An 18,363-nucleotide genomic window follows, 5' to 3' on the forward strand; every position below is an offset into this window, starting at 1 on the left:
TCTAGCCCTTCTTGGCACCGTAGGTGCCACCCGAGTTGATGGCGCGAATTTCGGCAGCGGTCTTGGCCTTACGCATCTTCTCGAGTTTATCGGCCTCGTCGGCCAGCATCGCCTGGGCGTTCTTGAGTACCGCACGGGCATGCTGCGCCGGGAACTTCACGGCGCCGTTCTCGTCCATGTGGATCAGCTCGCCCGGCGCCACGTCCATGCCGCCGACCGAGACCGGCGCATTGACGGACTGCACGGCCATCTCGCCATGGCCGGCCGTGACGCCCCCCAGCAGCATCTGGAACTTCATGCGACGGATCGCGTCGACGTCGCGCGACGGGCCATTGGAAAGCAGGCCGACGCAGCCCACGGCCTGCATGGAGGTCGCCATCATCTCGCCAGCGAGGCCTGCCTTGTTCATCAGCTCGGGCGGCCACTTCTGCTGGATGACCAGGATCGTCGGCTTCTTCATCGCGTCGAGCGCATCGACCACGTCCATGAAGGAGAGCCGACCGGAATAGTTGGGATCGGGCAGGCCATAAACACAGGTCACGGCATGGCCGATGATGGCACCCATCTCGGGATACATGCAGCGGATGGAGGTGTCGGTGTACCAGTTCTCGGTCCACGGGTTGTAGAGGCCGAGGCAGAGAGGATTCTTCGGATAGGTCGCGACGACATTGGTGATGGTCGGCGTGTCGATCTTGCGCAGTTCGGCGAAAAGCTGGTCGTCGGAAAGCTCGGTCATATCGGATACTTCCTCTTGTTGGCCGCTTCGTTCTTGGCCCGAATGGCGCTCGCGGGCAAGACCTGTGCCGCCTGCGCAATCATGGCACGAAAATCATGAACACGAAGGTTGCGAACAGGATCAAATGGACGAAGCCCGGCAGGATGTTGGTCCGGCCGCCACCGAAGGTGACGAGGCTGACGCCGAACGTGAGCACCAGAAGCACGGTGTCGACCAGATCGATGCCGAGTTCGAGAGGCTGCTCCAGGACGATGGCCAGGGCGCTGACGGCCGGGATGGTGAGGCCGATGGTGGCGAGCGAGGAGCCCAGTGCCAGGTTGAGGCTCTTCTGCAGCTCGTTCCGCCGCGCCGACCGTAGCGCCGCCAATGTCTCCGGCAGAAGGACCAGCAGCGCCACCAAAAGGCCAATCACCTCGATCGGCGCTCCGACGGCGGCGACCGTCCCCTCGATCGATCCCGAGATGCCCTTCGCCAGCAGGACCACGGCAGTCAGGGCAATCAGCAGCAAGACGACACTCTCCCAGACCTGTCGCGTGCCGGGAGTTCCATGGCTCGTGTCGTCTTCGTCGTCGCCCGAATCGGAGAGGAAGTAGTCGCGGTGACGGATGGTCTGGACATAGAGGAAGACGCCGTAGAGGACGAGCGTCGCCAGGGCGACGAAGCCGAGCTGCGTCGGCGTGTAGAGCGGCCCTGGCGCGCTGGTCGTATAGGTGGGCAGGATCAGGGTCAGGGTTGCGAGCGGCATCAGCACCACAAGGTAGGCACCCGCCCCCGGCAGCCGGAACCCCTGCTCGCCATAACGGAAACCACCGACGATCAGGCAGATGCCGACGACGCCGTTGCATACCACCATGATCACCGAGAAGACTGTTTCACGTGCAAGAGACGGGCTGCCGTCTCCGGCCAGCATGATCGAAAGGATGAGCGCGACCTCGATCACGGTGACGGCCACTGTCAGCACGAGGGTGCCGTAGGGCTCGCCGGTACGATGCGCGATTACATCGGCATGGTGGACCGATGCGAACACCGTCGCGGCCAATGCAATGAACTCGATCAAGGGAGGTACTGTGGCGAGGCTCGCCGGCAGGCCGGCCCCCACGTTCAGAAGCGACACGAACACTGCCACCACGAGGCCGGCCGGCGGCACAAGCCGCCACAGTAGACGCCGTCGCGTGGCTGTCATCGCGTTCCCTCTCCTTTGCGCCGATACCGACGTCTCCTGACGTATAGAGGGGCATCAGAGCTGGATCGAGCCGTTGTTCATGGCCCGGAGGGCAATCACCTCAGCGCGAGCTGGCCGCGCGTCGCCGTCTCCACCATTCCGCGAACTCACCCACCACGCCCTTGCGGAAGGCCAGCACGATCACGACGAAGATGGCGCCCTGGATGACCAGTACGAACTGGCCGAAGCCCGCCAGATAGTTCTGCATCGTGACGATGATGAAGGCGCCGACCACCGGCCCGATGATGGTGCCGAGGCCGCCAACCAGCGCCATCAGCACGACCTCGCCCGAGGTCGAAGCGGCAACGTCGGTCAGCGTGGCGAACTGCTGCACCATCGCTTTGGTGGCGCCCGCCAACCCGGCCAGCGCCGCCGAGAGGACGAAGGCCAGCAGTTTGTAGCGGTCGGCCTCGTAGCCCAGCGACACGGCACGCTGTTCGTTGTCGCGGATCGCCTTCAGCACCTGGCCGAACGGCGAATGGATAAAGCGGTAGATTGCGCCATAGCCAAACAGGAAGATCGCCAGCACGACGTAGTAGAGGACGAGGTCGTCCTTGGTTGGGATCAAGCCGAACAATGGCTTGCGCGGAATGCCCTGCAGCCCGTCCTCACCGCCCGTGAACGGCGCCTGCACGCAGAAGAAGTAGACCATCTGTGCAAAGGCCAGCGTGATCATCGCGAAGTAGATGCCCTGTCGCCGGATGGCCAGTGCGCCGGTCACCAGACCGAGTGCTGCCGCACCAAGCACGCCGGCGAGCAGTCCGACTTCTGGCGACATGTCCCAAGCCTTGACGACATGGCCGTAGAAGTAGCCCGCCATGCCGAAGAACATGGCATGGCCGAAGCTCATGAGGCCGGCATAGCCCAGCAGCAGATTGAAGGCGCACGCGAACAAGGCGAAGCACAGCGCCTTCATCAGGAAGACGGGATAGGCGATCGCCGGCGCGACCAGCGCCAGGATGATCAGGATGGCGTAACCGACGCGCTGCGAGGTCATTTGGTCTGCCCGAAAAGGCCGGCCGGCTTGACCAGCAGAACGATCGCCATGACGACGAAGATCACCGTGTTGGAGGCCGGTGGATAGAAGACCTTGGTCAGGCCCTCGATCATGCCGAGCCCGAAGCCCGTGACGATCGACCCCATGATCGAGCCCATGCCGCCGATCACGACGACAGCGAAAACCACGAGCACGAGGTTGGTGCCCATCAGCGCCGAGACCTGCTGGATGGGTGCGGCGAGCACGCCCGCCAGGGCCGCGAGCGCAACGCCCAGGCCGTAGGTCAGGGTGATCAGGCGCGGCACGTTGATGCCGAAGGCGCGCACCAGCGTCGGATTCTCGGTCGCAGCGCGCAGGTAGGCGCCGAGCTTGGTGCGCTCGATCCCGTACCAGGTGGCGAGGCAGATCACGAGCGCCGCCAGGACGACGAAGCCGCGATAGGTCGGCAGGAACATGAAGCCGAGATTGTAGCCGCCCGGGATCGGGTTGGGGTAAGGCGCGCCCGACGATCCCCACTGAAGCTGGAACAATCCCTCGATGACCAGCGCCATGCCGAAGGTCAGCAGGAAGCCGTAGAGATGGTCGAGATGGTAGATCCGTTTCAGCAGCAGCTTCTCGAGCACGATGCCGATCAGGCCGACGATCACCGGCGCCAGCACTAGCGAGGCCCAGAACGGCACATCGAGGTAGCCGAGCAGCAGCCACGCGGCGAAGGCGCCCATCATGTACTGGGCGCCGTGCGTGAAGTTGATGACGTTCAGCATGCCGAAGATCACGGCAAGGCCGAGACTGAGCATGGCGTAGAAGGCGCCGTTGATCAGGCCGAGCAGGAGCTGGCCGAACAGTGCCTGGGGCGGAATGCCGAGAAGTTCGAACATGAAGTCCCTACACTCCCAGATAGGCTTGCAGCTTGCCGATGCTCTGCTGGACGTCGCTGGCGACGACCGTGTCGACGACGCGGCCGTCCTCCATCACGTAATGGCGATCGGCGATGGTGGCGGCGAAGTGGAAGTTCTGCTCGACCAGCAGGATCGTGAATCCCCGCGTCTTGAGCTGGCGGATAATCTCGCCGATGCGCTGGACAATCACGGGCGCCAGGCCTTCCGTCGGCTCATCGAGCAGCAGGAGGTCGGCACCGGTCCTGAGGATGCGGCCAATGGCCAGCATCTGCTGCTCGCCACCCGACAGCTTGGTGCCCTGGCTGCGCCGCCGCTCCAGGAGGTTCGGGAAGAGCGTGTAGATTTCCTCGATGCTCAGGCCGCCCGGCTTCACGACAGGCGGCAAGCTCAAGTTCTCGTCGACGTTCAGGCTCGAGAAGATGCCGCGCTCCTCGGGGCAATAGGCGATGCCGCGACGCGCGATCTTGTCGGAGGGCAGGCCCACCGTCTCCTGGCCCTCGAAGACGATGGAGCCCGTGCGCTTCTCCACGATCCCCATGATGGACTTCAGCGTCGTGGTCTTGCCGGCACCGTTGCGGCCCAGCAGGGTCACGAGTTCGCCACGGCCGATCTGGAAATCGACGCCGTGCAGGATGTGCGATTCGCCGTACCAGGATTGCAGGCCGGCGACCTTGAGAAGTGTCTCAGCCATGACCGGTACCAACGTAAGCCTCGACCACGGCCGGGTCCTTCGAGACCGAGGCATAAGGTCCCTCGGCCAGCACTTCACCGCGCGCCAGCACGGTGATGGTGTCGGAAAGATCGGCAACCACGGACATGTTGTGCTCTACCATCAGGACGGTGCGGTCTTTCGCGACGGTTCTGATCAGGGCGGCGATACGCTTGATGTCCTCCTGACCGAGGCCGGCCATCGGCTCGTCGAGCAGCATCATCTCGGGCTCGAGCGCCAACGTCGTGGCGATCTCGAGCGCGCGCTTGCGACCATAGGGCAGCTCAACGGCCGGCAGTTCGGCGAAGGCGCTGAGGCCCACCGCTTCGACCAGTTCGAGAGCGCGCTGATCAAGCTTGTTCAAAACACGCTCGGAACGCCAGAAATGGAAAGAATTGCCGAGCTTGCGTTGCAGGGCGACGCGAACGTTCTCGCGCACCGACAGGTGGGGGAACACCGCGGAAATCTGGAACGACCTTGCCAGCCCCATCCGCGCGATCGCCGCCGGTGAGCTGCCGGTAATGTTCCGTCCGTTGAAGTGGATCTGCCCCGCCGTCGGGGACAGGAAGTGCGTCAGAAGATTGAAACAAGTGGTCTTGCCCGCGCCATTCGGTCCGATGAGCGCGTGGATCGTATGGCGACGCACGCGCAGACGGACATTCTTGACGGCAACAAAGCCCTTGAATTCTTTAGTGAGACCTTCGGCCTCTAGTATTGTTTCTTCTTTCACCCTGCCTCCCGTTAAGCTGCCTATAACACGGAATTGGCACGGCCTGTCCAGCGGCCGCCGGGTTGTCCAAACCCCAGAATGATCACCACGCCCCCCGCCGCCGGCGTGCTAGGCAGGTATACGGGTGAGGGATCAACCAGAGCGATGGACAACCTTGTCGCGCGCAAGCGCGAGATTGCCTCTCTGCCGACACCGGCAGGCGAGGTTGCAGTGGGACTGCTGACGGCGGATACGTCGCTCGCGAGACTCTCCGTCGCAGCGGCGCTTCCGGTCGTTGTCGCGACCTGGATGCTGCTGTCGCCCGACCGGCTGCTGTCGCGCGAGATGAGCTGGGATCTCCTGTTCAATCTTTCGGGGGCCTGGCATCTGCACTACGGCCACGTAGCGCATGTCGACTTCCACGATCCGGTCGGCGAGTTGAACTTCTTCCTGACAACCCTGGGATTTGCCATCGCCGGACCGACGCCACACGCCTTTTTGGTCGGCGTAACCATCATCACGTACTTCCTCTTCACAACCGCTGTGATCGTTGCATGGCGACGCCTGCCGCTGTTGCCGGCAGCAATCTTCGTCGTCTTCGTGTGTTTTCTCGCCCTGAGGCCGACGAACATCGGCGACCTGCCGACCGCCTATTCCTTTGCGATGTCGTACAATCGTTACGGGTGGTCCGCGGTCGCCATTCTAACCTTGCTCCTCTTCGTGCCGCCGCGCGCGGGAGGGGGCGGCGACTGGATCGAAGCTATCGCCGCCGGCTTGCTGCTGATCGCAATCTACTACCTCAAGGTGACTTATTTCGCGGTCGGAATCGGCGCCGTCGGCTTCGCCCTTCTGGTTTCTCCGCACATTCGCGGCCAATGGCGGATCTGGCTGACAGTCGCAGGCGTGGCGGCGCTGAATGCGGTCGCGCCGTACAATTATGCTTATCTGGCCGATGTCCTGGGAGCCGTTCAGGCAGGCGGCGTCCGCGACAGTCTCGGAAACCATCTGACGAACTTCTTCGCCTATGCCGACAGCTACGCCGCCTACATCGTGGCCTTCATCGTTGCAGTCTGGATGTGGTGGAACGGCCGCGCGCCACCGCAGCTTCCCCTTGCGACGGCCTTCCTTCTGGCGGCCGGTACCTTCCTGCTGTCGCAAAACGCTCAGCCACATGGGATGCCGCTCGCCATCGTGATTGCTTTTCTCTTCGTCGATCAACTCCGCCAGTTGCGGGCAGCGCCTCTGCTCCTCGCGGCACTTCTGGTCTTCCCCTTGCTATCGATCGGCACTTCGGCCCTCAGTCTGGCAGCCTACCATCTCAAGACAGGCTGCGAGCAATGCCTGCTCGTTGTCGACGACACCAACCTCCGCGGATTGGCCGTGCCCGCCGAGCGCCGGGGGTTGCTGGCGGCCTTTGCGGCGGGCGACACGAAGGAGCCGCTGCTCAATCAATCCCGGGCGGTCCAGCCACGCTACGAACTCTCGCAATACGAGTATATCGAAACGATCATGGAGGCCGCTGCGTTGCTGGCCGGTCCTCACTACCAGCCGGGGGGCATCGTCGTCCTCGATCAGGTCAATCCTCTGCCCTTCATGCTCGGCTGGCGCCCCGCGCGCGGCGAGACCTTGTGGTCCGGCGCTGGCATGCCGATGCAATCGCCCGACACCTTGTTCGCCGACGTCGATCATGTGTTGATCCCGAAGTTCTCGAGCTACAGTCCGGGAACTGCCGCGGCGCGCGCCAAGTATGGTGCCTATCTCGCGGATCATTTTCCTGTTCGTCGGGAGACGCAGAGCTGGATCGTGGTCAGTCGCGTGCCTGCGATACTTCCCCCCTGAGCATCGTCTGCGACATCGACGCGGCAGGCTAGCGCGCTCGTTGGACCGACGCTAAGGTTTTGGCCTTCTGCGGGGAGACCGCATCAGGGAGGAATGAAGACAATGCGTTTTGGAAAAACCATCCGGTATGCCGGCGTGGTAACGGCGGCCATTGCCGCGACCGTTGCCGGCCTCGTTGCCGTCGCGCAGGCCCAGGCGCCTGCTCCCCTCAAGATCGGCGTGATGGAAGGCTTCTCCGGCGTCTATGGCGATCTCACACAGGGTGAAGTCGAAGCCATGCAGATGGCGATCGACGATTTCGGCGGCAAGGTCCTCGGCCGGCCAATCGAGATTCTGCAGGCCGATCATCAGACCAAGCCCGACGTCGGCGCGGCGATTGCCCGCAAATGGTACGATGTCGATGGTGTGAAGATGATCACTGGCATCGGCACCTCCTCGGTGGCGCTGGCCGTGCGCAAGATTGCCCAGGAAAAGGGCATGATCGACATCAACACCGGCGCTGCCTCGGCCGACCTCACCGGACCGTCCTGCTCGGAGACCGGCGCACACTGGGTGTACGACACCTACTCGCTGGCCAAGGTGACCGGCGGCGCGGTCGTGAAGGACGGCGGCGACTCCTGGTACTTCCTGACCGCCGACTACGCCTTCGGTCACGCCCTGGAGCGCGACGTGACGGCAGTCGTGCAGGCGGCGGGCGGCAAGGTGCTCGGCGGCGTCAGGCATCCACTCAGCACACAGGACTTCTCCTCATTCCTGCTGCAGGCCCAGGCTTCCAAGGCCAAGGTCATCGGCCTCGCCAATGCCGGCCAGGATACGATCAACTCGATCAAGCAGGCCGGTGAGTTCGGCATCACCAAGGGTGGCCAGCGCCTGGCCGGCCTCCTCGTCTTCTCGACCGACGTCGCGGCACTCACCCTGCCGGTCGCGCAAGGCTTGGTGCTCACCGAGTCGTTCTACTGGGATCTCAACGACGAGACCCGCGCCTGGACCAAGCGCTTCCGCGCCAAGAAGGACAAGATCCCCAGCATGCTGACGGTCGGCGTCTACAGCTCGACGCTGCACTACCTCAAGGCCGTGCAGGCCGCCGGCACCGACGATGCGAAGGCCGTGATGGCGAAGATGCGGGAGATCCCGGTCAACGACGTCATGACCAAGAACGGCAAGCTGCGCGAGGACGGCCGCCTGGAGCGCGACATGTACCTGTTCCAGGTCAAGACGCCGGCAGAGTCCAAGAGCAAGGACGACATCTACAAGCTGATCGCGACCGTGCCGGGCAGCGAAGCCTATCGCCCGATGAAGGACGGCAAGTGCCCGTTCGTGAAGAGCTGATCGTCTGAATGACGAGACGAAAGGGGCGCCCCTTCGGGCGCCCCTTTTTCTTTGCGCAATGCATGACGCAAGAGTCATTTCCTTGACGGGCGTTCTGCCGTCACGTCTGATGAGCCAAGCTCGATGAACTCGGGCAGTGTCGGGAGTAACGCTACGTGACAGTTCAGGACCGGCCCCTCAAGGGCGCCTGGGGCATCACCGCCCTCGTCTTCCTCTTCATGCTGATCAACTTCGCCGACAAGGTCGTCGTCGGCCTGGCCGCCAAGCCGATCATGGAAGAGCTGAAGCTCACGCCGGATCAGTTTGGCTTGCTGGGTTCCTCGTTCTTCTTCCTGTTCGCCGTTGCCGGCGTGCTGGGCGGCTTCCTCGCCAACCGCGTCCAGACGCGCCACATGTTGTTCGGCATGGCGATCGTCTGGTCGCTCGTGCAATTCCCGATCATGATGAGCGCGACGTTCCAGACCTTGCTGGTCTGCCGCATCCTGCTCGGCGCTGGCGAAGGTCCGGCCGGTCCGGTCGCCGTCCATGCGCTCTACAAATGGTTTCCCGATTCGCTGCGTGGCGTGCCGACCGCCATCGTGGCCCAAGGCTCGGCGCTCGGCGTCATCGTGGCCGTGCCGGCCCTCAACTACATCATCGTGACCTACACTTGGCACTGGGCGTTCGGCGCGCTGGGCATCGTCGGACTGCTGTGGGCGGCGTTGTGGCTGATCTTCGGTCGCGAAGGCACGTTGGTCGACTCGCCGGTGCACAGCGCGGCGAATGGCAGCGAGCATGTGTCCTACCGCCACCTCCTCTGCTGCCCCAGCATCGTGGCGGCCTGCTGCGCCGCCTTCGCAAGCTACTGGGGGCTCGCACTCGGCCTCACCTGGTTCACGGCCTATCTGGTCGACGGCCTCGGCTACACTCAGACGATGGGCGGCAATCTCTTCATCCTGCCGTGGCTATTCGGCATGACGGTCGTCCTGACCGGCGGCTGGTACTCCCAGCGCCTCAAGAAGAGCGGCGTGTCGAGCCGACTCAGCCGCGGCGTCTTCCCGGCCGCTACGGTCATTCTGGGGGGCTGCATCCTGCCCTTCATCGCCCTTACGACGGAGCCGGGGATCAAGGTTGCGCTGCTGGTCATCGGCAGCGCCATCGGCAGCACCATCTATGTCGTCACGCCGATGATCGTGAGCGAGCTGACGCCGCACGGGCAACGTGCCGCCATGCTGGCCATCGTGACGTCGATCTACACGGCTGCCGGCGTGGTGGCGCCCTGGGCGATGGGCCGGATCATTCAGGATGCCGCCAGCCGCCAGGCCGGCTACGAGCATGGCTTCGTCATCCTGGGCGGCCTGCTGGTCGTGGGCGGGCTGATTGGCCTGCTCTTCATCCGGCCCGAGGCCGACAAGCAACGGCTGGCAGCCAAGCTCGGCGCAATGCCGGCCGCTACCCCTTCACCGCTCCGGCCGTGAGGCCGGAGGACATGTACTTGCGGAAGGCGTAGTAGATCGCGGCCGGCGGCAGGGCGTAGAGGAAGCCCGCCGTCATCAGCAGTTCCCAGGGCGAATCGTCGGCCGACAGGAAATTGCCCAGCGCCACCGGCAGGGTGATCGCTGTGTCCTTTGAGAGCAGCAGGAAGGCGTAGAGATATTCGTTCCACGCCAGCAGCAGCGCGTAGGTGCCGACGGCGATCAGCGACGGCACCATCAGCGGCAGATAGATCATGCGAAAGAGCTGGAACGGCGAGGCGCCGTCGATCATCGCGGCCTCGTCGAGCTCGACCGGCAATTTGTCGGACGCCTGGCGCAGGATCCAGATGGCATAGGGCGAGGCGATGGTGGCCATTGCCAGCACCAGCGACCAGTCGTTGTTGAGCAGTCCGTACATGCCCATGGTCTTGTACATCGGCACCGCCAGGAAGGCGGCCGGGATGAAGTAGGTGAGCAGCGCCAGGTTCATCACCAGACGGCCGCCTTTCATACGCAGACGGCTGATCGCAAACGCCGCCGCCGTCGCGACGAACAGCGTGATGGCCGCAGTACCGATCGAGATGACCAGCGAATTGAACATCTGCAGCCAGAAGTGATTGAGGAAGTGGTGCCTCTGGGCGAAGACGATCTCGAAATTGCGCAGGGTCGGATTAGTCGGCCAGAGCTGGCCTGAGAAGGCCGCGTCCTTGGGCGAAATCGCGAACAGGAACATGTGGTAAATCGGAATCAGGGTCCATAGCAGGACCGGAATGCCGATCAGCAGCAGCCCCGCCTCCAGGCCGATACTGCGCAGGAACTTCTGCGGGCTCATCGCGACAGCCGCTTCATCATGAAATAGACCAGCGGCAGGACCAGCGGCAGGGCGCAGACGATCGAGGCCATGGCGAGACCGACCTGGTCGAGCCGCAGATAGCGAATCCCGAGCGTCGCCAGCACATGGGTGAGATCGGCCGGGCCGCCGCCGGTCAGCAGGTAGACGCTGTTGAAGTCGCCCACCGTGAAGATCATTGAGAGCAAGGTGCAGGTAACATAGAGCGTGCTCATCGACGGCCAGGTGATGTAGCGGAAGCGATGCCAGGCGCCGGCGCCATCGACCGCGGCGGCCTCGTAGAGTTCGTGCGGAATGGCGAGCCGGCCTGCCAGCAGGATCAAGGTCCAGAACGGCAGCGACTTCCAGATGTGCACCAGCATGGACAGGGTGAGCGCAAGCGTCGGGTCGTTCAGCCAGTTGGGCCCGTCCTCGGCGGTGAGCTGGAAGATCAACGTGTTGATCACGCCCCACTCGGGATTGAGCATGAAGCGTATCGACAGAATGGTCGGGATCGACGGCACAGCCCAGGGCAGCACGAAGAGCACCGCCAACACCTTCACCCACCAGCGCCGGTGCGTGAAGAAGCCCGACAGGAAGAGCGCCACCGCCATCTTCACGTTTATCGCCACCACCAGGAAGACGAAGGTGTTGATGACCGTGCGCAGGAAGATCGGATCTCTGGCGAGTTCGACATAAAGCTGCGGGCTGCGTGCCAGCCAGAAACTGTACCCGACCGGAAACAGGACGAAGCCCATGAAGATCGCGATATAGGGCGCAACGAAGAGCAGGCCCCAGGTCTGCCGTTCCGACAACGCAAAGCCGGCCCGCCGGGGTTTCTCCCGGCGGGCCGGCGTGTCGATCGCGGAGGCTGTCATACGCCCACTCTGACGGCGGGGCCTACTTGGTCACTTCCTTGATGCGGGCGATCATCTCGTCGACCGCCTTCTCGACCGGCACCTTTTCGCTGACCACGCGGTTCATCGCCTTCGCCCACACATTCTCGTTGTTGAGGATGGTGAACTTGTAGTTCTTGGTGAACTCGAAGGGCAGCGTGCCCGCCTTGAACTGGTCGTAGACGGCCTTGCGGTGTCGGTCGGCCTGCCAGAACGGGCTCTCCTGGCTGGCCTTGGTAACGGGGAACCAGCGGCCCAGCGCGCCTTCGACGTAGGGTCGGAGGTTATCCTCCTCGAACAGGAATTTCAGGAACTCGCGCGCCCGCGCCTTGTTCTTGGATCCTTCGAAGATCACGCCGACCTTGACGGCCGTGCGATAGACCATCGGCGTGCCGTCCGGCTTCTTGGGGAAGCCCGAGGTGGCGATCAGCTCGTCGTAAGCCTTGCGGCCGGCGGCGCGCTGTTCGGGCGTCAGTGCCTCGTTGTTGGCATCGTCCAGCCATTTGGCGGCGATGGAGATCGTGTAGTTGTGCGTCATCGCCGTCGTGCGGTTGTGGAAGGCGACGTTGTTGTCGGGGTCCTTCCAGGTCGTCGACGAGGGCGGCGTGCAGCCCTTCACATAGACGTCGGTATAGTCCCTGAGCGCGTCGATCAGGCCCTGGCGCACCTTGGGATCGTCGACCAGAACCTTGCCCGAATCGTCGACCAGCTTGACGTTGTAGGCATCGACCCAGCTCAGGAACGACTGAAAGGAGTCGGTCGACTCGACGCCCATCGGACTGCCAATGCCGTAGACCCGCTGCCCCGTGGCCTTGCGCACCGCGGGCTGAACCTTGTCGCACCAGAAGGACCAATACTCCTTCCAGGTGCCCGGAATGTCGTTCTCCTTGAAGCCGGCCAGCCCCAGCATGTCCTTCCAGTACTGGATGTGCAGCGTCTGCTGCTTCAGGGCGAATCCGTAATAGGCCTTCTTCTTGGTCTTGTCGTTGTAGAGATAGGCCGTCTCGATGGTGACGGGCGCGAAGCGGTCCTTCATCGGTTCGATGATATCGGTGATGTCTTCGAGCTTGCCATCGAACGCCCACTTGCCGGCGGTCTGCACATCGTAGGTGTCGGAATAGGCGACATCCGGCGGCGTCCCGGATTCGAGCGCAGCCACCGTCTTGGCGTTCATGTCCTGCACCGCATACTGCGACAGGTCGACCTTCACGCCGGTCTTCTGCTCGAACTTCTTGATCGCGGCGTAGAGCGCCTCGTCTTCGGACTTGTAGAAACCCTTGACCCACCAGACGGTGAGCTTCTCCTGGGCCAAGCCCGGAACGGCAGAGAGGGCAATCGCCGCAGCGACAACGCCCGCCAGAACGCGTCTCATCGTTTCCTCATGAGTTGCCTAGTTGTCTGACAACTTAGTGCTACCAGCCTGCCAGACCGGAGTCGAGGAAGGAGCGGCCCTCTCTGCCCATTCAGGTCATTCTTTCAGTCCGCACGCATTCCGGCTGCCTTGATGACTTCCGCCCACTTCTTGCGGTCGGCCATGATCGTGGCCTTGAACTCCGCCGGCGAGCCGATGATGGTGTCCATGCCGCTCTCGACGAAGCGCTTCTGCACTTCCGGCTTGGCAACGGCGGCACGCAGCGCCTTGTTCCAGAGGTCGGTCAGATCCGCCGGCAGCCCCTTGGAGCCGAACACACCGAACCAGTTCACCACCTCGAAGCCCGGCAGAAACTTCGAGATCAGCGGCAGGTTGGGAAAGAGCGGCGAGGGACGCGGCGAGCCGAACGCGACCGGGATCAGGCCGCCGCCACCGATCTGGCCCAGAAACTCCGGCATGTTGCCGAACATCATGTCGCAATTGCCCGCGATCATGTCCTGGATCGCGGGCGCGCCGCCGCGATAGGGAACGTGCAGGATGTTGATGCCGGCCATCTTCTTGAAGAGCTCGGCCGCCAGATGCTGCGACGTGCCATTGCCTGCCGACGCATAGGTGAGCTTGCCCGGGTTCTTCTTCGCGAAGTCGATGATCTCCGGCACGGTGCGGTATTGCATGTGCTTGCCGACGACCAGCATGTTGTAGACGCCGGCGACGTTGGCGATCGGCGTGAGGTCGGTATCGACGTTGATCGGCAGCTTCTGCCCCGGCATCACCGGCGCGACGCAGAGCGCCGCCATGGCCGCCAGGCCGATCGTCCTGCCATCCGGCGGTGCGTTGGCAATCGCCTCGTTGGCGATGAAGCCGCTGGCGCCGGTCTTGGTGTCGACGATCACCTTCTGGCCAACTTCCGGTCCCACTGCTTCCGCGAGGATGCGCGACAGGAGATCGGCCGTACCACCCGGTGCGAAGCCGCACAGGAAACGCACGTCGCCGGTGATCTTCTGAGCGTACGCCGGGCCCACAGCCAGAGCCGCAAGCGCGGCACCGCCCGCGCCGACAAAAGTTCTTCTTTGCATTTCATTTCCTCCCTTGATCCTGGAAGCCTAGCATACTTGCCGCATGGTCAAGCCGATCCGTCGAAGCATCGTCACGGGCCTCCTCGCTGCACCGTTCGTCGCGGCGCACGCTCGGGCGCAAGAATTTCCCGACCGTCCGCTGCGTTTCATCGTCGGCTTCCCACCGGGTGGCCCGAACGATCTGCTCGCCCGCCTCATCGCGCCGGGCATCGGCGAGCGGCTGGGTCGGTCGATTGTCGTAGAAAACAAGGCCGGCGCGAACGGCGAGATCGCCGCCAGCTTCACCGCCAAGAGCGCGCCGGACGGCGGCATCTTCATGCTGGCCTCGAACGGCTCGACAACCGTAGCGCCGGCGCTCAACCGCAACATGCCCTACGACGTGCGGACGGACTTTGCCGCCGTCGCGCCGGTCGGGATCAACCCCATGCTGCTGGTGACGCGGCCCGATCTTCCCGCCAGAAACGTCACGGAGCTGCTGGCTCTGGCCCGTGCCCAGCCGGGCAAGCTGAACGGTGCGTCGGCCGGTGCCGGCGGCGCCACCCATCTGGCCCTGGAGCTCTTCAAGGCGATGGGCAAGCTCGACATCGTGCATGTTCCCTACAAGGGCGGCGGCCCGGCGATGGCGGACCTGATGGCAAACCTCGTCGACATCTATTTCGGCGGCCTATCGACCGCCCTGCCCCATGCCAGGTCCGGCAAGATGCGCGCCCTCGGCCAGACCAGCCTCGCGCGCTCGGCGGCAGCGGCCGACATTCCGACGATCGCGGAGTCCGGCCTGCCCGGCTACGAAGCCGCGATTTCCTACGGGATCTTCTTGCCGCCCGGCGCATCGAAAGCCCTGGTCGAGCGCCTGCACGCTGCCGTCGATGCAACGGTCCGCTCGCCAGATATCCTTCGGAAGTTCGTCGATCTTGGGGCCGACCCCCAGTTCGGATCGCCCGCGGAGTTCGCCGCTTACGTGGCGGACGATTTCGCCAAATGGGCCCGCCTCGCGAAGGAGGCGGGCCTCAAGACCGAATAGTTATTTCACCGACGAGAAGGCGGTCGGCGACAGGAACTGATTGGAGACATTGGCGACAATGGCGCCGTCCTTCTCGGTCTCGGCACGCTTGGCCAGCCACTCGGGATCGGCCGCGAAGGCGTTCCACTTCTTCTCGCGGTCGGCGAGCGATTCCCAGGCCAGCAGATAGTAGAGTTCCTGGTTCGATTCGCCGACCAGTGTCGTCCAGAAGCCGGCCTGCTTGATGCCGTGCTTGTCCCACAGCTTCAGCGTGATGGTGGCGAAGCGGTTGAGCAACGCCGGCAGGCGGCCCGGCACGCACTTGTAGACACGCAGTTCGTAGATCATTTCTCTCCCCTTCTAGAAAGCAGCGTCGAAGCGCGGCACGAAACCGTCGCCCTTGTGGTCGATGTGACAACTGAACGGCGCACCGAAATGGCACGGCATCAGGCGTGCGCCGCTGCCGGCACAATGTTCCAGCGCCTCGCGCCGGCTCTTGCGCGCCCCGGCGCTGTCGGCGCACGCGAAGCTGTTCCACTCGGGATGATAGACTTGCAGGGCGTGGTGCAGGATGTCGCCGCAGAATAGCGCCTTCTCTCCTTGCGACTCGAACTTGATGGCAATGGTGCCCGGCGTATGGCCCGGCGCCGGTTCGACAATCAGGTTCTCGTCGAGGTGTGCCGCGCCCTCCACCATCTGCGTGAGGCCAGCCTCGACGACCGGCAGGACGGAATCGCGGAACGAGCCGGCATTGACCGGCCCGGTCTGTGGATCGTTATCGAGCTTCAGATAGTGGTCGTAGTCGGCACGGCTGAACACATACTTGGCGTTCTTGAACGTCGGCACCCAACGTCCGTTGTCGAGGCGCGTGTTCCAGCCGACATGATCGACATGGAGATGGGTGCACATCACCATGTCGACCTGATCGGGCTCGACGCCGACGGCCTTCAGCCGCTCGAGATACTTGGTCTCCATGAGATGCCACTTGGGCCGGTGCGGACGCGGCTTGTGATTGCCGACACAGGTGTCGATCAAGATGGTCTTGCCGCCGACCTTCAACAGCCAGCTATGGACACTGAGCTTCAACCATCCCGACGCTTCGTCGTAATGCGCCGGCAAGAGCCAGTCACGGTGACGCTGCACAACGGCGGGATCCCAGTCGGGAAAGAACGTCTTCGCGTCAAAATTCGGCTCGTAGCTTTCCTCGATGCGCACGGCCGTACCGGCGCCGAGCTTCACCTCGGTCATGGTCCCTCCCCCTTTGACGCGAGCTTAGCGTTGCCGGACAGGCGCGGGAAAGGTGCGGATTTCGATTGTTAGAATGCCTGCCTGAAGTGGCAGGCGCGGAACGGCCGCCTTAAAACGGCAGCCGGGCCGCGTCGACGCGCTCGACGTGACGGTGCGCCAAGGTCGCAATCGCAGCACCGAGGATCGGACCGAGGACCGCAAGCCCAATGAAATGAACGCCGACAAACCACGGCTCGAAGATACCGGGCACAAGATGACCGACGGTCACGGCGAGAACGAAGAATAGAATGGCGAAACCCAGGCCACTCGCGACGCCGCCAAGGGCGACGAGAAGCGTCGAGGCCGTAAGAGAACGGCCAATCATAAAACTAAGCCCGAGGGCAGCTCCGGCCGCGACCAAAGCGGTAATCGTTTCCATCACGCACTCTCCAATACGCTCTCGACTTGCGAGAAATCAGAGTCGACATTGCGTCGGCACCCGCAATTTGAAACATCCACTCACCGTCGAGAACCGACCAAATGCGCATGTCTGAACGATCATTTGACTGGATTTCCGCAGCGGAGCTCTCAAAACTTTTCCAGCGGCGCGAGGCGTCGCCGGTCGAGGTCGTCGATGCAATGCTCATTCGTGCATCGAAACTGCAACCTCACCTCAATGCCTTCGTCATGATCGACGAGGCCGGCGCCAAAGCTGCTGCAGCCGCCTCGGAGGCGCGTTGGCAAAGGAATCAACCGCTTTCTCCTCTCGATGGCGTCCCTACGACGATCAAGGACACTACCAACGTGAAGGGCTGGCCGACGCGCTACGGCTCGCACGCCACCGACGAAACGCCCGTGAACGAAAGCGCGCCAGTCGTCGAAAGATTGCAGTCGGCCGGCATGATTTTGTTGGGGAAGAGCGCCACGCCGGAGTTCGGCTGGAAGGCGCTGACTGACTCGCCCCTGCAGGGCACGACCCGCAGCCCGTGGAATCTCAATCATTCGCCGGGCGGGTCGTCGGGCGGCGCTTCGTCGCTCACGGCGGCCGGCATCAATCCTTTCAATCACGGTAACGACGGCGGCGGCTCGATCCGCATCCCCGCTGGCCATACTGGCCTGGTCGGCCTCAAGCCATCGTTCGGACGCATCCCGCAATATCCCGCCGATGCCCCCTTCGCCGACGTGATCAGCCAGGGCGTGCTGTCGCGCACCGTGCTCGACACGGCCATGGCGCTGAACATCACGGCAGGTCCGGATGCACGCGACTGGCGATCGCTGCCGGCCGAACCACGCGACTATACGGTCGGTCTCGACGGCGGCGTGCGGGGCTGGAGGATCGGCCTCAGCCTCGACTTCGGCCATGTGAAGGCCGATCCCGAAGTGCGCGACCTCGTCGCCGCTGCAGCGAAGCGCTTCGAGGACCTCGGTGCCCATGTCGAGGATGTCGGTCCGTTGATCGACCCGTTGCAATTGTCGTTCGAGCCGCTGTGGATCGGCAGCTTCGCGACGCGCTTCCGCCAGATCCCGACGCAGCTCCATGGCAAGCTCGATCCGGGATTCCGCGCCGCCGCCGAAAAGGGGCTCGCCATCACGCTGGCCGTCTACGCCAAGAGCTACGAAGCCAAGAGCAAGCTGGCACGCGACCTCGCCCTCTGGCACCACCAGTACGATCTGCTGCTGGCGCCAGTAGCGCCGACGGCCGGACCGCCGGTCGACACGCTCTACAATTCGGATGCGTTTCCGCGCTGGACCAAGGGCGCACCCTACACCTTGCCGTGCAACCTCACCGGGCAACCTGCGGCGTCGATGCCGGCCGGCCTCACCAAGGCCGGTCTCCCGGTCGGCCTGCAGATCATCGGCGCACCGCGCGCCGATCATGTCGTCCTGCAGGCGATGCGTGCCTATGAAAGCGCGAGCGGCTGGACCTGGCCGCAGGCGAAGGTCGTGGAGACGCTGAAAGGACTTTAGTTCGACGCGCGGGCGTAGGACGAGACTTCGACCAGGTTGCCTTCCGGGTCGTGGCACTAGACGGACACGACCGTGCCAACGTACCTGAGCGGGGTTGTCGG

The 18,363-nt window shown here is 63.7% G+C and carries 18 protein-coding genes; 5 read left to right on the forward strand and 13 right to left on the reverse strand.

Annotated features, from left to right (window positions below):
• Nucleotide 1: 1 nt before the first annotated feature.
• From BN60_RS19120 to BN60_RS19145, 6 genes are all read right to left on the reverse strand, one after another.
• Entirely contained in the window at nt 2–736 is a 735-nt protein-coding gene (locus BN60_RS19120; protein ID WP_020697739.1) for an RraA family protein, read from the reverse strand.
• Nucleotides 737–815: 79 nt separating this feature from the next.
• Nucleotides 816–1,919, reverse strand: coding sequence for a calcium:cation antiporter (locus BN60_RS19125; protein ID WP_020697740.1), 1,104 nt, complete (start codon nt 1,917–1,919; stop codon nt 816–818).
• Between the two features lie 100 nt (nt 1,920–2,019).
• Nucleotides 2,020–2,955: a branched-chain amino acid ABC transporter permease gene (locus BN60_RS19130; RefSeq protein ID WP_020697741.1), complete on the reverse strand. Its 936-nt coding sequence runs from the start codon at nt 2,953–2,955 to the stop codon at nt 2,020–2,022.
• The gene (locus BN60_RS19135) at nt 2,952–3,833 is read right to left on the reverse strand and encodes a branched-chain amino acid ABC transporter permease (protein WP_020697742.1); all 882 of its coding nucleotides are present in this window, start codon (nt 3,831–3,833) and stop codon (nt 2,952–2,954) included. Before BN60_RS19135 ends, BN60_RS19130 begins: the two co-directional genes overlap by 4 nt.
• Nucleotides 3,834–3,840: 7 nt before the next feature.
• A complete protein-coding gene (locus BN60_RS19140) occupies nt 3,841–4,545 on the reverse strand; it encodes an ABC transporter ATP-binding protein (RefSeq protein ID WP_020697743.1) in 705 nt (234 codons plus the stop codon).
• Complete coding sequence (locus BN60_RS19145) at nt 4,538–5,293, reverse strand: ABC transporter ATP-binding protein (protein WP_020697744.1); 756 nt, start codon at nt 5,291–5,293, stop codon at nt 4,538–4,540. The genes BN60_RS19140 and BN60_RS19145 overlap by 8 nt, the downstream gene beginning before the upstream one ends.
• Nucleotides 5,294–5,437: 144 nt before the next feature.
• Here BN60_RS19145 and BN60_RS19150 point away from each other — a divergent pair, with 144 nt between their 5' ends.
• The 3 genes from BN60_RS19150 (at nt 5,438) to BN60_RS19160 (ending at nt 9,897) form a co-directional block, all read left to right on the forward strand.
• On the forward strand, nt 5,438–7,111 hold the full coding sequence (locus BN60_RS19150; protein ID WP_020697745.1) for a hypothetical protein: 1,674 nt from the start codon (nt 5,438–5,440) through the stop codon (nt 7,109–7,111).
• Between the two features lie 102 nt (nt 7,112–7,213).
• A complete protein-coding gene (locus BN60_RS19155) occupies nt 7,214–8,440 on the forward strand; it encodes an ABC transporter substrate-binding protein (RefSeq protein WP_051150287.1) in 1,227 nt (408 codons plus the stop codon).
• 155 nt (nt 8,441–8,595) lie between these two features.
• The gene (locus tag BN60_RS19160) at nt 8,596–9,897 is read left to right on the forward strand and encodes an MFS transporter (protein WP_020697747.1); all 1,302 of its coding nucleotides are present in this window, start codon (nt 8,596–8,598) and stop codon (nt 9,895–9,897) included.
• On the opposite strand, the gene BN60_RS19165 is transcribed toward BN60_RS19160, so the two are convergent.
• The 4 genes from BN60_RS19165 to BN60_RS19180 form a co-directional block, all read right to left on the reverse strand.
• Nucleotides 9,872–10,726: a carbohydrate ABC transporter permease gene (locus BN60_RS19165; RefSeq protein WP_020697748.1), complete on the reverse strand. Its 855-nt coding sequence runs from the start codon at nt 10,724–10,726 to the stop codon at nt 9,872–9,874. The two genes, BN60_RS19160 and BN60_RS19165, sit on opposite strands and share 26 nt — an antisense overlap.
• On the reverse strand, nt 10,723–11,601 hold the full coding sequence (locus tag BN60_RS19170) for a carbohydrate ABC transporter permease (protein WP_020697749.1): 879 nt from the start codon (nt 11,599–11,601) through the stop codon (nt 10,723–10,725). The genes BN60_RS19165 and BN60_RS19170 overlap by 4 nt, the downstream gene beginning before the upstream one ends.
• A 22-nt stretch (nt 11,602–11,623) precedes the next feature.
• Nucleotides 11,624–12,991 carry an ABC transporter substrate-binding protein gene (locus BN60_RS19175; RefSeq protein WP_020697750.1) on the reverse strand — a complete coding sequence of 456 codons (1,368 nt, stop codon included), beginning with the start codon at nt 12,989–12,991 and terminating at the stop codon, nt 11,624–11,626.
• 104 nt (nt 12,992–13,095) lie between these two features.
• Nucleotides 13,096–14,067, reverse strand: coding sequence for a Bug family tripartite tricarboxylate transporter substrate binding protein (locus BN60_RS19180; protein ID WP_020697751.1), 972 nt, complete (start codon nt 14,065–14,067; stop codon nt 13,096–13,098).
• Between the two features lie 43 nt (nt 14,068–14,110).
• On the opposite strand from BN60_RS19180, the gene BN60_RS19185 reads away from it, so the two are divergent.
• Nucleotides 14,111–15,088 (forward strand): Bug family tripartite tricarboxylate transporter substrate binding protein, encoded by a 978-nt coding sequence (locus BN60_RS19185; RefSeq protein WP_020697752.1) that lies wholly within the window; start codon nt 14,111–14,113, stop codon nt 15,086–15,088.
• On the opposite strand, the gene BN60_RS19190 is transcribed toward BN60_RS19185, so the two are convergent.
• The 3 genes from BN60_RS19190 to BN60_RS19200 form a co-directional block, all read right to left on the reverse strand.
• Nucleotides 15,089–15,415, reverse strand: coding sequence for an NIPSNAP family protein (locus BN60_RS19190; RefSeq protein WP_020697753.1), 327 nt, complete (start codon nt 15,413–15,415; stop codon nt 15,089–15,091).
• 12 nt (nt 15,416–15,427) lie between these two features.
• Nucleotides 15,428–16,315, reverse strand: coding sequence for an MBL fold metallo-hydrolase (locus BN60_RS19195; protein ID WP_020697754.1), 888 nt, complete (start codon nt 16,313–16,315; stop codon nt 15,428–15,430).
• A 109-nt stretch (nt 16,316–16,424) separates the two neighbouring features.
• Nucleotides 16,425–16,733: a hypothetical protein gene (locus BN60_RS19200; RefSeq protein ID WP_020697755.1), complete on the reverse strand. Its 309-nt coding sequence runs from the start codon at nt 16,731–16,733 to the stop codon at nt 16,425–16,427.
• Between the two features lie 107 nt (nt 16,734–16,840).
• On the opposite strand from BN60_RS19200, the gene BN60_RS19205 reads away from it, so the two are divergent.
• On the forward strand, nt 16,841–18,262 hold the full coding sequence (locus BN60_RS19205) for an amidase family protein (RefSeq protein WP_043286171.1): 1,422 nt from the start codon (nt 16,841–16,843) through the stop codon (nt 18,260–18,262).
• Nucleotides 18,263–18,363 lie beyond the last annotated feature (101 nt).

Origin of the sequence: Reyranella massiliensis 521 (genome assembly GCF_000312425.1) — a bacterium.
Classification (GTDB): domain Bacteria; phylum Pseudomonadota; class Alphaproteobacteria; order Reyranellales; family Reyranellaceae; genus Reyranella; species Reyranella massiliensis.

Bases quoted from the DNA above. Each gene is read 5' to 3' on its own strand.
- BN60_RS19120 (WP_020697739.1), bottom strand. From the start codon at position 736: ATGACCGAGCTTTCCGACGACCAGCTTTTCGCCGAACTGCGCAAGATC.
- BN60_RS19125 (WP_020697740.1), bottom strand. From the start codon at position 1,919: ATGACAGCCACGCGACGGCGTCTACTGTGGCGGCTTGTGCCGCCGGCC.
- BN60_RS19130 (WP_020697741.1), bottom strand. From the start codon at position 2,955: ATGACCTCGCAGCGCGTCGGTTACGCCATCCTGATCATCCTGGCGCTG.
- BN60_RS19135 (WP_020697742.1), bottom strand. From the start codon at position 3,833: ATGTTCGAACTTCTCGGCATTCCGCCCCAGGCACTGTTCGGCCAGCTC.
- BN60_RS19140 (WP_020697743.1), bottom strand. From the start codon at position 4,545: ATGGCTGAGACACTTCTCAAGGTCGCCGGCCTGCAATCCTGGTACGGC.
- BN60_RS19150 (WP_020697745.1), top strand. From the start codon at position 5,438: ATGGACAACCTTGTCGCGCGCAAGCGCGAGATTGCCTCTCTGCCGACA.
- BN60_RS19155 (WP_051150287.1), top strand. From the start codon at position 7,214: ATGCGTTTTGGAAAAACCATCCGGTATGCCGGCGTGGTAACGGCGGCC.
- BN60_RS19165 (WP_020697748.1), bottom strand. From the start codon at position 10,726: ATGAGCCCGCAGAAGTTCCTGCGCAGTATCGGCCTGGAGGCGGGGCTG.
- BN60_RS19170 (WP_020697749.1), bottom strand. From the start codon at position 11,601: ATGACAGCCTCCGCGATCGACACGCCGGCCCGCCGGGAGAAACCCCGG.
- BN60_RS19175 (WP_020697750.1), bottom strand. From the start codon at position 12,991: ATGAGACGCGTTCTGGCGGGCGTTGTCGCTGCGGCGATTGCCCTCTCT.
- BN60_RS19180 (WP_020697751.1), bottom strand. From the start codon at position 14,067: ATGCAAAGAAGAACTTTTGTCGGCGCGGGCGGTGCCGCGCTTGCGGCT.
- BN60_RS19185 (WP_020697752.1), top strand. From the start codon at position 14,111: ATGGTCAAGCCGATCCGTCGAAGCATCGTCACGGGCCTCCTCGCTGCA.
- BN60_RS19190 (WP_020697753.1), bottom strand. From the start codon at position 15,415: ATGATCTACGAACTGCGTGTCTACAAGTGCGTGCCGGGCCGCCTGCCG.
- BN60_RS19195 (WP_020697754.1), bottom strand. From the start codon at position 16,315: ATGACCGAGGTGAAGCTCGGCGCCGGTACGGCCGTGCGCATCGAGGAA.
- BN60_RS19200 (WP_020697755.1), bottom strand. From the start codon at position 16,733: ATGGAAACGATTACCGCTTTGGTCGCGGCCGGAGCTGCCCTCGGGCTT.
- BN60_RS19205 (WP_043286171.1), top strand. From the start codon at position 16,841: ATGTCTGAACGATCATTTGACTGGATTTCCGCAGCGGAGCTCTCAAAA.